The sequence below is a fragment of the Leptospira fainei serovar Hurstbridge str. BUT 6 genome (assembly GCF_000306235.2).
Lineage (GTDB): Bacteria > Spirochaetota > Leptospiria > Leptospirales > Leptospiraceae > Leptospira_B > Leptospira_B fainei.
In genome coordinates, this window is sequence record NZ_AKWZ02000010.1 from 1,768,288 (window position 1) to 1,783,681 (window position 15,394).

Annotated in this window: 12 protein-coding genes; 10 read left to right on the forward strand and 2 right to left on the reverse strand. The window is 45.2% G+C overall.

Translation table 11 applies throughout. From position 1 onward, the window contains the following. Positions 1 to 9 precede the first annotated feature (9 nt). Both LEP1GSC058_RS17345 and LEP1GSC058_RS17350 read right to left on the reverse strand, forming a co-directional pair. Positions 10 to 1,014: a hypothetical protein gene (locus tag LEP1GSC058_RS17345; RefSeq protein WP_016550086.1), complete on the reverse strand. Its 1,005-nt coding sequence runs from the start codon at positions 1,012 to 1,014 to the stop codon at positions 10 to 12. A 79-nt stretch (positions 1,015 to 1,093) separates the two neighbouring features. Then, entirely contained in the window at positions 1,094 to 2,209 is a 1,116-nt protein-coding gene (locus tag LEP1GSC058_RS17350; protein ID WP_016550872.1) for an MBL fold metallo-hydrolase, read from the reverse strand. 97 nt (positions 2,210 to 2,306) lie between these two features. Between LEP1GSC058_RS17350 and LEP1GSC058_RS17355 the strand changes: the two genes are divergently transcribed. From LEP1GSC058_RS17355 to rho, 10 genes are all read left to right on the forward strand, one after another. Continuing rightward, positions 2,307 to 3,245 carry a fatty acid desaturase family protein gene (locus LEP1GSC058_RS17355; RefSeq protein ID WP_039948501.1) on the forward strand — a complete coding sequence of 313 codons (939 nt, stop codon included), beginning with the start codon at positions 2,307 to 2,309 and terminating at the stop codon, positions 3,243 to 3,245. Positions 3,246 to 3,251: 6 nt separating this feature from the next. Then, on the forward strand, positions 3,252 to 3,965 hold the full coding sequence (locus LEP1GSC058_RS17360; RefSeq protein ID WP_016549411.1) for an MgtC/SapB family protein: 714 nt from the start codon (positions 3,252 to 3,254) through the stop codon (positions 3,963 to 3,965). Positions 3,966 to 4,469: 504 nt separating this feature from the next. After that, a complete protein-coding gene (locus LEP1GSC058_RS17370) occupies positions 4,470 to 7,574 on the forward strand; it encodes an efflux RND transporter permease subunit (protein ID WP_016549853.1) in 3,105 nt (1,034 codons plus the stop codon). Positions 7,575 to 7,872: 298 nt separating this feature from the next. Beyond that, a complete protein-coding gene (gene pyrB / locus LEP1GSC058_RS17375; protein WP_039948764.1) occupies positions 7,873 to 8,799 on the forward strand; it encodes an aspartate carbamoyltransferase in 927 nt (308 codons plus the stop codon). 73 nt (positions 8,800 to 8,872) lie between these two features. Then, positions 8,873 to 9,232 (forward strand): DUF2203 domain-containing protein, encoded by a 360-nt coding sequence (locus tag LEP1GSC058_RS17380; RefSeq protein ID WP_016550164.1) that lies wholly within the window; start codon positions 8,873 to 8,875, stop codon positions 9,230 to 9,232. A gap of 5 nt (positions 9,233 to 9,237) precedes the next feature. Beyond that, entirely contained in the window at positions 9,238 to 10,464 is a 1,227-nt protein-coding gene (locus LEP1GSC058_RS17385; RefSeq protein ID WP_016550952.1) for an LL-diaminopimelate aminotransferase, read from the forward strand. A gap of 294 nt (positions 10,465 to 10,758) precedes the next feature. Next, positions 10,759 to 11,808 carry an adhesin OmpL37 family surface protein gene (locus LEP1GSC058_RS17390; RefSeq protein WP_016549772.1) on the forward strand — a complete coding sequence of 350 codons (1,050 nt, stop codon included), beginning with the start codon at positions 10,759 to 10,761 and terminating at the stop codon, positions 11,806 to 11,808. A gap of 9 nt (positions 11,809 to 11,817) precedes the next feature. Next, positions 11,818 to 12,483: a hypothetical protein gene (locus LEP1GSC058_RS17395; RefSeq protein ID WP_016550763.1), complete on the forward strand. Its 666-nt coding sequence runs from the start codon at positions 11,818 to 11,820 to the stop codon at positions 12,481 to 12,483. 143 nt (positions 12,484 to 12,626) lie between these two features. Then, the gene (locus LEP1GSC058_RS17400) at positions 12,627 to 13,748 is read left to right on the forward strand and encodes a helix-turn-helix domain-containing protein (RefSeq protein ID WP_016549566.1); all 1,122 of its coding nucleotides are present in this window, start codon (positions 12,627 to 12,629) and stop codon (positions 13,746 to 13,748) included. 217 nt (positions 13,749 to 13,965) lie between these two features. After that, a complete protein-coding gene (rho, locus tag LEP1GSC058_RS17405; protein WP_016549862.1) occupies positions 13,966 to 15,375 on the forward strand; it encodes a transcription termination factor Rho in 1,410 nt (469 codons plus the stop codon). The last annotated feature ends 19 nt before the right edge of the window (positions 15,376 to 15,394 follow it).

Below are 15,394 nucleotides of genomic sequence, written 5' to 3' on the forward strand. Positions count from 1 at the left end.
TTCGATTCTTTAAAAGGTCGTTCCGGCGGAAGCAATCATCTCCATAAAGTCGAAGTTTTGAGTGGCTCTATCTTTGCTTCTTCCGGTTGTGAGAATATTTGTTAAGTCTATATAACCGCCTCTTCCGCCGAATTCGATGAAGAAGGACCTGAACAGATCGAGTCTGGTTCCGACGTACGCAGTGACTCCGTATCCGGACAAATGAAAGTGATTATTCTTTCCTTCTCCGAAAAGCCGGACGTCGCTTCTACAAATAACAGGTCCACCTCCCGCAGAGCCTACCAAACTGAAAGCATGCTCTCCGTCTTTCGAAACCCAAAATGAATTCGTAAAACCGGGTTCGATGAAGAAGAAGTTCAAGCCGTCGGTATGCTCGAACTTTAAAAAGTCGGGCGTGATATTCACCGTTTGTCCGCCGCCGTGGTATCCGGCAAACTGATTAAGATTATTCGGGAAGGCGTATAGATATACCGAGGATTCGGGAGAAGTCGCGAATCGCGCCCGTTCGATCGCTAACGGGTCGATATAACCGGAAATCGTTCCGGCCTGCCCGGTAGTCATTACGTATTTCATATGATCTTCTCCGAAGGAGATGAAAAAATGATCCGTAATATAATATGCGAACTTAAAATTGAACTGAGGAGTTTCCCATAACGTCGGATTGACATAGGCGGAATCTAAACTTTGGGGTTTGTCTCTGGCATCTACGCTCTTTAAAGTAAAATGGTATCCGGGACCTCTGAAATTGATATCGCTTTGAGAAAAAGCGGTCCTATTATAACCCCATTGGAAGGTCCAGGTGCCCTTTCTTTCATCGACTCGTCTCAAGTTCGTCTTAGGCTTGGGGGAATCCTGTTCCTGTTTCACCTCGGCAGTCGCGAACGGGACTTCCGTTTTGTCCGACTCCTTTGACTCAATGTTCGACGTTAAAGTGATCGTCGGGATGAGTATCAACGCTAGATAATAAGCGAACTTTCCGTTTATGGTTGTTTCTTGGAAAAACTTATTTTTCATTTTTTTGGTACCTTCGGCTTTGTTGCGAAAATACCAGAATTCACAAAATGAAATACGGCGCCATGTTTTTTCCCGATGTTTATTCTAAATCGATGCCGCTACCGATTGTCCAGGGAACTACTCTTACTCCGTTTTTATTTCCCCAAGATATACCGGTGTATAAAGGATTTAATCCTTTTATGTCAGGAATTTCGGGAAAATTAAGTTTTCCTTTTAAATCCAATACAGGCTCCTGCGGAAGATCGTCTCCGAGAGGAAAGGTTCCCCAATGAATGGGTGCGAACGATTTGGCGCCCAAGTCTAGAGAAGCGGTGAGTGCCTCGTCCGGACCGATATGTGCGTGCTTCATAAACCATCTGGGTTTATATGCGCCGATGGGAAGAAATGCCAAATCGATTGGTTTTCCTAAAAGCTTTGCAATTTCCTTAAAGTGAATGGAATATCCCGTATCTCCCGCAAAGTAGATTAATTTACCGCCTGCCTCTATGGCATAGCTTCCCCAAAAATACTGGTTCGTATCGTTGACTCCCATGCGGCTCCAATGGTATGCCGGAAGAAACATTATCTTTACGAATTCATGATGTGTTACTTGTCCGATTTCCTGGACCTGCGCGAGGCCGAGCTTTTCATCTTCGGAAAAGGCCTTCATTCCGGAGGGAAGTAGGATCTTTAAATTAGGATTTTTAGAGCGTAAAAACCGGAGGCTGTCCCGATCCAAATGGTCCCGATGGGCATGACTGACGATTGCGAAATCCACAGGAGGAAGAGATTCTTTCGAAATCGGCAAAGGAACCCAGCGATCGACCAGAACAGGAGTCGGGGATTCGAAGATCGGATCGGTCAAGATATTGATCGTTTTTCCTTTTTGAGTTATAGAAATCCATATCGTGGAATGGCCTAACCATACGGCTCGGATCCGTCCTTCGGCCGCGATCATGTCCCCGGCGGATCTTTCTAATATCAAAGGTAATTCGCCATTCAATCCCTTAACTGCGGGCGGATCATGCGGACCGAACAGCTTCCATTTTAATACGGAAAAGAAGGATTTCCCGACGAGTTCTTCGTCTGGAGCAATGTTTCGGTATCGACCGTCTTTATAACTAGGGGAAGAAACGCGATCCGGATCTAAGGGAAAGCACCCGGCACTTCCAATAAGAAAAAGAGAAAAAATCACAGCTTGTATAGCTCTTATCATATCGTTAACTTGGACCGATCGTGTTTAAAACGGGAGGCAATTTTTTCCCGTCGAAACGATTGCATCCCAAACTGGAAAATTAGAATAGGAAATCAAGATGTCTTTTTCTTCGGCGATTCCTGCGAGAGATCTTCCTACCGGGCTGAATATCAAGCTCGCTTGGCTATTCCTGCTATTTTTTGGAAGCTTTCATTATGCATTGCCGATCATATTGGCTCGATTTCCCGGTGCGTTTTGGGTCGGTTTGTCTGTTGCGATATCGACTGGACCGCTGTCTTACATACTTTGGAATTTAATCCATGAAAGTATTCATGGAAATTTTTCCAACGCTCGCTCGCAGAACCAATTTTGGGGAAGATGTCTCTCGGTTCTATTCGGAACACAGTTTGCCGTATTAAAAGCCGGTCATTTGATGCATCATAAATACAATCGGGAGCCCGGAGATAGGATCGAATTCTTTGAGCCGACATCTATACATCCTCGTTGGCTACAGAGTCTTCGCTATTATTTTAGGATTACTCTTGCCACGTACTGTTTCGAAGTTGGAGTGGGTTTATTTTTAGCCTTACCGACCATTTTAACAAAACCGATTTCTACGAAACTCTCGAAGCTTCCGATCGAAAAAGCATTTTTCAATCGGGTCTATAAGCCGGAAATTCTGGCCGAAATCAGGAAGGATTTATTTTTTACGGCGGCGATATATGCGCCCTCCGTTTGGCTTTTCGGGAAGCAAGGTTGGATTCTTGGTATCGCGTTATTACTTAGAGCATTCGTCGTTTCTTTTTTCGATAACGCTTATCATTACGGGAAAGAAATCGACGATAAGAACTCGGCGTACAATCTGTATCTACCTTTCCGATTGAGCGGATATTTTCTTCATTTTAATTATCATCGAATTCATCACAGGTTCCCGGGAGTTCCGTGGAATCGATTGCCCGTGCAGATGGAAGCGTGCGGAGAAGTTTGGGATCGAGGTTTTTGGCAACAAGCCTGGAGTCAATGGGGCGGCTTGATGGACGAGCCGAGAAAAGAGTAGAATAACATGGAAGCATTTCATAAAATTAATATTATCTCTTTATTGGATACGATCATAAGCTTAAGCGCAGCTTTTATTCTTGGCGGATTGATCGGGCTGGAAAGACAGTATCGTCAAAGGACGGCCGGTCTGCGGACGAACGTCCTCGTGTCGGTAGGATCCGCAATTTTTGTCGACGCTGCAAATCGATTGCACGGGCATGACGCGGCCGTTCATGTCATGGCTTATGTTGTTTCGGGCATCGGTTTTCTGGGAGCGGGAGTAATCATGCGAGGCGAAGGTAACGTGCGCGGTTTGAATACTGCAGCGACTCTTTGGACTTCCGCCGCCGTCGGAGCTTGCGCGGGAGCGGATTTGCTATTGGAAGCATTTCTAGGTTCCGCTTTCGTAATTGCGACCAATACGTTACTAAGGCCGATCGCAAATCGTATCAATCGACAACCTTTGGATACTCGATTCGTAGAAGCTACGATGACCGTGACCGTAATTGCAATACGGGATAAACATAAGGAAGCTTTACAATTCTTGGAAGAATCCTTGGAAAATGCTAACTATCCGGTTCGGGATCTCATTATCAGCCCTTTCGGGAACGACTTAGTGCAGATCCAAGCGGTTCTGGTTTCCACTTCGGTCGAAGGATTGGAGTTGGACAGTCTTGTGGAAGAACTGGCAAAGCAGGATAGCGTTAAACAAGCATTTTGGACCAGCGCAACCGAATGAACACCGGTTTATATTCCTCTAAATAGTAAGCTCGGTTTTAAACGATCGATCTAGGAATACCTAAGTATCTTTTAGTGAGAACATCTAAATACGATCGTCGTGCTCTCGATTCCTTTGGATTCGAAATTAGGGAATGCTCTAAGAAATATGATTTTGTAAAAGAAGGATTCCATTCTTTCAAAAATTTCTTCGTTTTCATTTCTTCAATTGGGCTTAAGATAAGAAAAGATTTCCGATTCGAATCGGAAAAATAAAATCAAGGAACTATCCGAAATCGAATAAGACATTCGATTAGGCATTGGTCTAGAACGAAATGGCCGACTGTCGTACAACTAATTCTTAACTATCTTCCAACAAACAGAACCGATGGCAAAAAAGAAATCGGAATCATGATTCATGGCCGGTTGAATCTATTGGATTTGTGATGAATGATTTTTTTCTCTCCCTTGACCTCACGATGATTTTTGCCAGGTTTGTTAAACCGACCCCTGGATTTAGGAATCAATGAGAACAATCATAGAATCGTTTATTAAGAACCGCTTATTCTTTTATTTAGGAACAAGCTTCGTATTCCTAGCGGGAATCGTATCGTTATTAGGTTTGCGCCGAGATACGTTTCCTAACGTGGATATGAAACAACTTGTGATAACGACGAAATTTCCGGGAGCCTCTCCCGCCGACGTGGAGCTTCGAGTCACATATCCTATCGAAGAGAAAATCAAGGAAATAGACGGGATTGACGAAATTCGTTCCTTTTCCAGAAACTCCGCCTCGGATATAGATGTTCGAGTGAGTCTGGAAGAAAAGGATCCGGAAAAAATTTTGGACGAGATTCGTCGCGCTGTAGATAATGCGATTTCCGAATTTCCTCCCCAAGTTACCGAAAAACCGAAAATCATAGAAAGAAAGTCCAGTTCGTATCCCGTCTTGGAATTTTCCGTTTTCGGAGGGAAGGACGAAATCGAGCTGCATACGACGGCCGAGTTCTTGGAAAGAGAACTCGAAAAAATTTCCGGAGTGGCTCGCGTGGATGTCTTCGGAAAGCGGGATCGCGAATGGCAGATATTGGTAAACGCGAATCGATTGAAACATTATCAATTGGATCTTTCCGATATTACGACCGCCATCCGAAATCGGAACGTGAATTTACCGGCCGGATCCGTGGATTCCGAGACGGCCTTCGACCTTAGGATCGACGGTGAATTTAGAGACCCTTCGGATATTTATAAAATTCCAATTCGAACCAACGATTTTTTCTCCAAAGTCCAATTGGGAAGTCTTGCGCGAGTGGAAGATACTTTCGAATATCCAAGATTTCTTGCGATTGCGAACGGAAAGCAAGGTTTGATTCTTTCCGTGGTCAAAAAGGAGAGGGCCGACGCGATAGACGTAGCCGATCACGTTCGAAAACGTTTGGCCGAACTGGAAAAAACGGCTCCGCCTGAAATTAAGACGGTGATGTTAAGCGACGAAGCAAAGCGGACTAGTAAGCGTCTGGATATCGTCTCCAATAACGCCTTGATCGGATTTTGCATCGTTTTCGGAATCTTGTTTCTTTTTCTGGATTTCAGGACGGCTACGATTACTTCTTTATCGCTTCCTATTTCCATGTTGATGACCTTTGCTGTGCTTCCTTTCTTCGACGTATCCTTCAATATGATTTCCATGATGGGATTGATCATTGCACTCGGAATGCTCGTGGATAACTCGATCGTGATCTCGGAGAATATTTACACGTATTTAGGAAAGAATATGGATTCCTTTACCGCATCGGTTAAAGGAACTTTAGAGATGCTGGTTCCCATTTTCGGATCGTATCTTACCACGGTCGCCGCATTCCTTCCGATGCTTTTCATGTCCGGTGTCATGGGGAAGTTCGTTTGGCAAATTCCTCTCGTCGTGATCGTCGCGTTGACTGCCAGTCTTATCGAATCGTTTTTATTTTTGCCCGCGCGGATCAGCGTATTTGCAAAAACTCCCGATCAATTAAAGCGGACTACCCGTTTTAGAAAAACTTTGGACGCTTTTTTTCATAGAATGGAGGAACGCTTTTCGGATTTCGTAGCCTTTACGCTGCGCCATAAATACTCCTCCTTCGTCATTATTTTGATTTTGATCGTAGCTTCCTTCGTGGCCCTAAGTCAGATGAAGTTCATTCTTTTCCCGAAAGAAGACATCGAAATTTTTACCGTTAAAGCGGAGTTTCCTAGCTCGTTTCGAATTTATCAGACTCGGGAAAAAATGAAATATATGGAAACGATCATCAAAAGAATTCCGCCGGATGAGCTTGTGAGCTATTCCATTAAAATCGGCGTGCAACAAACCGATCCCGAGGATCCTCTTTCGAGATACGGCGAGAATCTGGGAGTGATTTTGGTTTATCTGACTCCAGAATCGGAGAGAAAAAGAAAAGCCGGAGAAATCCTTGCCTCCCTGGAAGCGGATTTTCGTAAGACTCCGAGTTTAGTGGACGTTTATATGGAGGAGTTCGGAGCCGCTCCCCCGATCGGCGCTCCTATTACCGTTTCAATATTAGGAAAAGATTATAAAGAATTGACGAAAGTTTCCGCGGAATTGCAGACATTTCTGAAGACGATTCCGGGAGTCCATTCCGTTCGAGACGATTATCGTTACGGCCGCAAACAGATGCAGGTTCGATTGGATGAAGATTTGGAGAGTTTTACCGGAGTCTCCACTTTCTCGGCGGCTAACATGCTTCGAACGGCGTACGACGGAGAACGAGCCGGAACCGTAAGAAAGGGGCGAACTAAAATTTATCTTCGAGTCATGTACGATAAGGATTTTAGAAAAAATCCGGATGAGATTAAGCATATTCCGTTGCGGAATAAAGCCGGGAATATCACCCATTTGTCCAAGATCTCAAAAATGGAATTAGTGGATTCTCCCGAACTCCTATCTCATAGGGAATTTGAAAGGGCGATTACGGTGAACGCCGAAATTAAAATCGATCAAATTACGGCTCACGAAGCGAATTCGAAAATTATAGAAGTCTTTAAACCTTTGGTCGAGCGTCAATATCCCGGAATCTCGCTCGCATTCGGAGGAGAAGAGAAGGATACCCAAAGATCCATGGAATCTCTAGGTAAAGCAGGCCTTCTGGCATTATTCGGAATTTTTGCGATTTTAGCTTTGACGATGCAGAATTTTTGGAAACCTTTCCTGATTCTGAGTACGATTCCGTTAGGAATCATGGGAATCGTACTCGGGTTTCCTCTTTCCGGTAAGTCGATCAGCTTCCTTGCCATGATCGGGATTATCGGACTCGCAGGTGTTCTCGTAAACGCCTCCATCGTACTCGTGGACTGTATCGATTCGATTCAAAAGGGATCTAAGGATTCTATGGACGAAATTTTATTGGAAGCGAGCCGGAGGAGATTTCGCCCGATTCTTTTAACTACGCTTACTACGGTTGCCGGAATTCTTCCAACCGCCTACGGTTTGGGTGGAACCGATCCGGTCCTAGTTCCGATGACTTTGGCTCTAGGTTGGGGACTTGGGTTTGGTACGTTAGGAAGTTTACTCTATGTGCCTGTCACTCTTTCCGTTTTTCATCGGTTTGCTTCGAAAAAAAAGAAGATCCATCATTAGGAATTCGGATGTACGGGGAGAGTAGAATTTCGAATCGGATTTACCGATCGATCTTGAATTTTCGCGACAGGGATGCGGAGGGCAAAGTCCGGACGCGGGGTTCTAGAGTAAGCGCTCGTCCTAATGCATTTCAGCGGACGGATGAGCGGGACTCCGCGAACCCGTAGCTGCCCGGTCCTGCGAAAGCAGGAGTCGCCCAAAAATGTTCGTTTATTAAATCGAATTGCCGCGGAATGAATCTTTTTTCGTACCTAAATCTCTTGCGTACCATTCCCCTCGTCCGATCCTGTCCATCGGAATGTCGTACGATCATAAGAATATTCTAGATACGGAACAATTCTCCAAAGAAGACCTTGATTTCCTCGTAAGGCAAACTCGGGAAATGGAACGTTTAATGGAAGCCGGCAAAGCCTTCGGTATTCTGGAAGGAAAACTTTTAGCCTCGCTCTTCTTCGAGGCCTCCACTCGGACTCGATTATCATTCGAAGCCGCCATGGAGCGATTGGGGGGAAGAGTCATATCCACAGTGGGCTTTCAATTCTCCTCCATATCGAAAGGTGAAACCCTATACGATACTATGAAAATGATCGAGGCATATGCGGATATCGCTGTGATTCGACATCCGGTTGAAGGTTCTTCGAGAATCGCCGCCGGCGCGGTCAGTATTCCTGTGATTAATGCGGGCGACGGAGCTGGACAGCATCCGACCCAGGCATTACTGGATTTGTATACCATCATTTCCGAAAAAGGGAAATTGGACGGGCTAGTGCTCGCGTTTATCGGGGATTTAAAATACGGCCGCACGATCCATAGTCTTATCAATCTATTGCGCCATTATAAAGTGCATTTATATCTTATCTCTCCGCCGGAACTTGCGCTTCCGGATTCTTATAAAAAAGGGCTTTCAGGTTTTCCGATTTCTTTCGAAGAAAGCGAGGACATCAAAAAAGTTTGGGAATGCGACGTCGCTTACGTCACTCGAATCCAAGAGGAACGCTTTCCCGATCACAAGGAATTCGAGAGATTAAAGGAATCCTTTAAAGTGAATAAGGAGCTCATTCTTGCCTCGAAGAAGGATACGACGATATTGCATCCCTTGCCTAGAGTGAACGAACTTTCGACGGACGTGGACGACCTGCCGAATGCCGCGTATTTTCGCCAGGCAAAATACGGAGTCGTGAGCAGAATGACTCTGCTTTGTCTTTCTCTCGGAGTAAAGTTCTGATCGGAACTTTACTCCGAGAAATTGATTCGAATCGGATCGGAATGAAAGTCCCTCAAACGCAGCTTAATTCTTAATGGAACGGAAAATCTGGACATACGAAGAAGCCCGTAAAATTCTACCTTACGTTAGGTCGATTACGGAAGAATTTTATTCTTCCGTTAATGAATTACATCGAGAACTCAAAGAAGAGATGTTAAGGGAAAACGAGCTGGAGGCGAAAGAGAGCCGACTAGAAGAACTGTTAATCGAATGGGCCGAGAAAATTCGCGAACTCGGGATCGAAGTAAAAGGACTTTGGCTGGTCGATTTCGATAATGGAAAGGGATATTATTGCTGGCATCTGGGAGAAGAGGATCTTCTCTTCGAGCACGGGTATGACGAGGGCTTTTCCGGACGAAGGCCGATCGACGATAATGACGAGGAAAACGAATAAAGAATATGGCGAATATCAACGAGAACTATTTGAAATTAAAAGCCGGATATCTGTTTCCGGAGATCGGACGCAGAGTTAAGGCATATTCCGAGAAAAATCCTAACGCAAAAATTATCCGTTTAGGAATCGGAGACGTTACTTTGCCGTTAGCGCCCTCGGTAGTGGATGCCTTGGTAAAATCCTCGCAAGAAATGGGAACCTCGCAAGGGTTTCACGGGTACGGACCGGAGCAAGGATATTCGTTTCTCTTAAAAGCGATCGCCGAGCACGATTATGCTCCGTTAGGCGTCACCTTGGATGAAAGCGAAATTTTCGTTTCGGACGGCTCGAAATGCGATTGCGGAAACATTCAAGAAATTTTTTCCTCGGACGCGAAGATTGCGATAGGAGATCCTGTGTACCCTGTTTACGTGGATACGAACGTGATGGCAGGCCGTACCGGGGAAGCGGGGCCGGATGGGCGTTATGCAAATTTGATTTATATGCCTGCGACGAAAGAGAATGGATTCCAACCGGAATTTCCGAAAGAGCGTCCCGATTTAATTTATCTTTGTTTCCCGAACAATCCTACCGGTACCGTCGCATCGAAGGAATCTTTAAAAGGATGGGTCGACTTCGCAAAAAAAAATCAGAGTATCATTCTTTACGATTCGGCGTACGAAGCCTTTATTTCAGAACCGGCCATTCCCCGTTCGATTTACGAGATAGAAGGAGCCAAAGAAGTCGCGATCGAGTTCCGATCTTTTTCCAAGACTGCAGGGTTTACCGGTCTACGTTGTGCATATATCGTCATTCCGAAAGAGCTAAAAGGTAAGACAAAAGACGGCCAAGAAATATCTATCGCCACACTTTGGAGTCGCCGCCATACGACTAAGTTCAACGGCGTTTCTTACGTGACCCAAAAAGCCGCCGAGGCAATTTACTCGGACCAGGGAAAAAAAGAAATTCGCGAAAATATCGCCTATTATATGGCAAACGCAAAGTCGATTCGGGAAGGATTGCAAAAGGCCGGTTATGACGTGTTTGGCGGAATAAACGCCCCTTATATCTGGTTAAAAACTCCTGATCGTTTAAGTTCTTGGGATTTCTTTGATCGATTACTGGATAAGGCTCAAGTCGTTGGAACGCCTGGTTCCGGATTCGGTCCTGCCGGAGAAGGTTATTTCAGACTTTCCGCATTCGGAAAGAAAGAGGACGTCGTCGAGGCTATTCGGAGAATTTCGGCTCTCTGAGCGCTCACCTTATTAGCAATCGAAAATTTATGGGCCGGCTCTGTGTGAGCTCCCACAAGTCGATGCAAGTCTAAAAGAGTTGCCATACTCGCTATTATGTGAAATAGGGGCGGGTACCGCCGCTTCGCTCCGGCCCCCACCCAGGAAGGGTGGGGAATTTTTCCTACGATTTGGCGGGCTACCTTAGGCCGGGGTGCCCCGGGAAAACCCGGAAGACTCGAGATACATTTTGGAGAATTCCAAAAAAAATAGTAAATTTTTTCATTCTGACCGATAGTAGAAGGGTAGAACGCCATGGGTCTGAATCGTTTTAGAATCTTAGTCATACTCTTCACGGCTTTAGTCGTTAGCGGATTGTCGGATCGGATCCTGGGAGTATCCCCGGATCAGACCAATTTGGCTATCTTGATCGACGAAAATAAGCTGAATTTGAAATTTATCAATATTTGCGCGAGTAACCTTACTCCTCAGCTCACTGAAGAAAAGAATGCCAAGCCGCAACCCAACGCACCAACCGCCGCGGAAAACGCGCAAGGCGGCCAGACACCCGCCGGTTCAGCTCCTGCCGGAGAAGAAGAACTTTATAAAAAATTGAATACGTTTGATAACTATCGTTCTTTTCGAAAAGCGAATCAAGCGGACTTCAACGGCAATATGTGGTACTTTCAAGGAAACTACAGTCTTTCGTATAAGAATCTTAAATCCGCCCAAGGCGAAATGAAGGACCTTTTTCAAGTCGTACATGAAAATTACGTTCGTACGGCTAGAATCCTCTTGGAGGCCGCCTCTCCTTTAATTATTCGTTCTAATGATAAGATCGCGCAACATTTACTGAAGCTGGGTTTTAGGGATTTAAAATCCTCCGAAGATAGTTTCACTACTGCTTATAATTCTTCACCGCAACAATATAGAGTGAAGCTCGTTTTACACGGAGACGGGATTAGAGTTGCCCGCAGGGCAAAACGTTTCGCTATTTTGGCCATGATCTCCGCAAAGACTCCGAACGACGATAAAGCCGAGTATCAATTCGTGAATCTAGATGAAATGAGAAACGCTGCAGAAAAAGAAAATATATCCGATTACGATCGAATTAGAAATACATTAATCGATTATATCGATAACGAGTTAATCAGCCAAAAGATCGTTCCTCCGGGAGAAGGGAAGAGCAATCCGATCGATTTGCTGGAAACCCACGACGATAATTATAGTTTTATAACCAACGGACGAGTCTCCTTCTTGGAAAAAAGCAACGAAGAAATTCGTTCGGATGATATGAATAGGAAGGAAGCGCTTCCTCCGGTCCCGTCCGGTAACGGAGCAACACCCGCGGCGACGGGAAAATAGTCCGCTCCGATGGATTTACCGACTCCAGCCGAAATTCTGGCCCTTCGAGGAAAAAGAAAATCATGGAAATGGATAGTGATTTTTGGCGGATTTGCTCTTGGACTTTTTGCATGGGAACAGGTGGACTCTTCCCAATCGCTGACGTTTAGAGAGCGGAAAAAAAGCGCGGATTCCAAAGTTCGAGTACTAAGGGAAATGAATCGATCTTTCCATTCGGTCGAGTTGGAAAAAGATTTAGAACGCGTAGAATCGTACTCGGCCGATCTTGAATCGATGACTCGGGGCGGAACCGCTCAGGAACGATCGGAAGCTTTAGCGACTCTCGAAAGAAAACTACCCGAAGTATTAAAACGATGGTCGGAATTTGCGGAAAATTTCTCCTCCAAACTTTTGCAACATGCAGTCAGAGAAACGCAGTTGCTTAAAATCGACTCGCCGGATCGGCATCCTCTTACTACCAAAGAAAGTGCGCTTGCCAATAATTACTTTCGTATGGCGAGAGAAGAATGGATTTCCGGAAACAAGTTTCATCGGGACGGAAATTACCTGTTTGCACTCGTACTGTATAAACGTTCTTTAAAATACTCGCTTTCCTGTCTAAAAACCTCCAAGTTATCGGTTCCGGAGGAATTTCAAAATGCCGGAGAGCGATCTCTTGGCAAGATTAATCGTTAAGTAGTATTCCTTAACTTCGCTAAAATTTTTTTTGACCGACAAAAAACTCCTTTCTTCGAGAAAAAAAAGGGAAGAATTTTCCCGGTAAATCGGGAATAGAAGTCATTTCAGGGAAATTCTTTTTCCCGATGCTACGCTTACTAATGAGAATCGAAGGTCTCTATAAACATTTTTTATACACTCCGACGAACTTTCTTCCCGTTTGGGAGGAAAGCGACGGTTTGCTAGGCCTTCTTCCTAAGGAAACGATTCTCATGGAGCTAGCCGACCTGAGCGTAGCGGATCGCGAATTTACCAGAATTCCGGAAGAATACCTGATCCGCGAAATACCGGAAAGCCTTCTCGGGTACTTTCAAAAACAGAGAACGATTCCCGTTTTAAATTCATTCGGAGAAAGAAAGGAGGATTGGGATAAGCCTCGTCTGATGGCCGAGCTGAGTCGTTCTTCTTGGGTGGCAAAGGGAGCGGAAAAGCCCGCTCAGCAAAGCCCTGAATTACAAGCAGAAGATCGGACAAAGCAAAGCCAGTGGTTTATGGAAGTAATCCTGCAAAATTTCCCGGACGGTTTGCTTGCGACGGATTTGGACGGACACGCGGTTTTCTATAATGAGACTTTTGAAAAAGACATTCTTACTCGGAAATGGTTTCGAGACAGCATTCTTTACGCGGAGAAACTCTTAAAGGAAATGTCCAAGGATCTTCTGGGAAACTATCTTAAGACGCACGAACTACGTCTGGATGAGGGAAAGATTTCCGTTCAAACATTTGTGCAAGATTTGGACTCTTTGGTAAGAGTATCCGTATTACGGCAAAAAGGAAAACCCTTGGGTTACCTGTATCATTTCTCGCCTATTCGAGCCAAGCTTAACTCCCAAGACGAAGATGGCATGGAATTTCCGTCGGTGACAGAAGCATTCGGTCAAAAACTTCCGCTAGAGACGATGTTAAAGGAAGTAGAGGGAAGCTACATATACCATACGTTAAAGCGAAATCAAGAAAACGTTTCTCATGCGGCCTTAGACCTTGGGGTGCCAAGAACGACCTTACAAAACAGAATCAAGTTTTTGGATTTGGGGGCTCGATTTAAATTGAACAAGGATCAACCGATTCCGAGAAAGAAAACAGGCAAATCGGTTCCTTCTAGGAAGCCCCAGACTTCTCCCAAATCCCTTCCTTTAGAAACGAAACCCAAAATCGCAGCGAAGAAGAAGCAATCCGTTCCAAAAAAGAAAACATCTTCCAAAAAAAAGGCCAAGGGAAAATAATTTCATTGACACCGCATATATTCGCGAAATAGTCCAAAGTAAGAGCCGACCTCCGTTCCCTTCTCAGAGCCGATCCCCGCACAGAGAATAAATGGGTTTTCGGGGCGACTTAAGAAACCGATCTTTCCGGATCCTCAATAACCCGCTCTTAATCATAAAAAATAAACACTGAAAGGCGTATTAGCGTACACCTTTTATAAAATCTAATGGTATCCTGATGGCTAACCCAAGAAGAGACTCTAAGCCCAAACTCAATACAGACAATCAAAACGATTATCACGAAGACGAACCAAGTTTCCCGGAAGATGATCCCGAAACTGCCGAGATCCGTTCTAGAAAGCGTCGGAGAGGTGCATATGACGGACCTAGCCCCGCTCCGATTGATCTGGTCGCTTTAAAGAAAACCTCTATTTCCGAATTGATCGAAGTCGCAAAGGATCTCGGTGTTGAAAATACCGGGGGACTCAAAAAGCAGAATCTGATTTTTGCCATTCTCCAAGCTCAGGCCGAGCGAGACGGACAAGTTCATGCTGCCGGAGTCATGGAGCGACTTCCCGACGGTTACGGCTTTCTTCGTTCGCCGGATTATAACTATGTTCCGGGTCCGGACGATATTTATGTGTCTCCGTCCCAAATCAAATTATTCGGCCTTCGAACCGGCGATACGGTAGAAGGTCAGATTCGTCCTCCTAAGGAGTCGGAAAGATTCTTTGCGATGCTCCGCGTGGAAACCGTTAACGGTTACACTCCCGATATCGCTAGCAAAAGAGCGCTTTTTGATAACCTAACTCCTTTATATCCGAACGAAAGATTGAGAATGGAGCACGATCCTTCCCAATTAGATACTCGCATCGTCGATTTGATGTGCCCGATCGGAAAAGGTCAGAGGGCCTTGATTGTCGCTCCTCCTAGGACCGGTAAAACGATCTTGATGCAAAACGTTGCGAATGCGATCACTCGTAATCATCCGGAAGTCACCTTAATCGTTCTTTTGATCGATGAACGTCCTGAAGAAGTGACCGACATGGCCCGAAATGTTCGGGGAGAAGTGGTGAGTTCCACCTTCGACGAACCTGCAACGCGTCACGTTCAGGTCGCCGAGATGGTAATCGAAAAGGCTAAGCGTCTTGTCGAACATGGAAGAGACGTGGTCATTCTTTTGGATTCGATCACTCGATTGGCTCGAGCCTATAACCAGGTGATTCCGACTTCCGGGAAAATTCTTTCGGGAGGCGTGGACTCTAATGCTCTTCATAAACCGAAACGATTCTTCGGCGCTGCCAGAAATATAGAAGAAGGCGGTTCGCTCACCATTATCGCGACCGCGCTCGTCGATACCGGATCCAAAATGGACGAAGTGATTTTTGAAGAATTCAAAGGAACCGGCAATATGGAAATCCATCTGGACCGGAAACTTTCGGACAAACGGATCTTTCCGGCAATTGACATAAACAAATCGGGAACCCGGAAAGAGGAGCTGCTTTTGCCGAAGGAGATCCTTCAGAAGGTCTTTGTTCTCCGAAAAGTACTTTCTCCCATGAGTATCACGGAAAGCATGGAATTATTGCTAGAAAAAATGCGGCAATCAAAAACAAATGAAGCCTTTTTGGCCAGCATGAACGCCTAAGTAGTAGGAGGATTGGAAA

What these genes read in the sequence shown, in the direction of transcription:
- LEP1GSC058_RS17345 (WP_016550086.1), bottom strand. Translation starts at nt 1,014, where the DNA reads ATGAAAAATAAGTTTTTCCAAGAAACAACCATAAACGGAAAGTTCGCT.
- LEP1GSC058_RS17350 (WP_016550872.1), bottom strand. Translation starts at nt 2,209, where the DNA reads ATGATAAGAGCTATACAAGCTGTGATTTTTTCTCTTTTTCTTATTGGA.
- LEP1GSC058_RS17355 (WP_039948501.1), top strand. Translation starts at nt 2,307, where the DNA reads ATGTCTTTTTCTTCGGCGATTCCTGCGAGAGATCTTCCTACCGGGCTG.
- LEP1GSC058_RS17360 (WP_016549411.1), top strand. Translation starts at nt 3,252, where the DNA reads ATGGAAGCATTTCATAAAATTAATATTATCTCTTTATTGGATACGATC.
- LEP1GSC058_RS17370 (WP_016549853.1), top strand. Translation starts at nt 4,470, where the DNA reads ATGAGAACAATCATAGAATCGTTTATTAAGAACCGCTTATTCTTTTAT.
- pyrB (WP_039948764.1), top strand. Translation starts at nt 7,873, where the DNA reads ATGTCGTACGATCATAAGAATATTCTAGATACGGAACAATTCTCCAAA.
- LEP1GSC058_RS17380 (WP_016550164.1), top strand. Translation starts at nt 8,873, where the DNA reads ATGGAACGGAAAATCTGGACATACGAAGAAGCCCGTAAAATTCTACCT.
- LEP1GSC058_RS17385 (WP_016550952.1), top strand. Translation starts at nt 9,238, where the DNA reads ATGGCGAATATCAACGAGAACTATTTGAAATTAAAAGCCGGATATCTG.
- LEP1GSC058_RS17390 (WP_016549772.1), top strand. Translation starts at nt 10,759, where the DNA reads ATGGGTCTGAATCGTTTTAGAATCTTAGTCATACTCTTCACGGCTTTA.
- LEP1GSC058_RS17395 (WP_016550763.1), top strand. Translation starts at nt 11,818, where the DNA reads ATGGATTTACCGACTCCAGCCGAAATTCTGGCCCTTCGAGGAAAAAGA.
- LEP1GSC058_RS17400 (WP_016549566.1), top strand. Translation starts at nt 12,627, where the DNA reads ATGAGAATCGAAGGTCTCTATAAACATTTTTTATACACTCCGACGAAC.
- rho (WP_016549862.1), top strand. Translation starts at nt 13,966, where the DNA reads ATGGCTAACCCAAGAAGAGACTCTAAGCCCAAACTCAATACAGACAAT.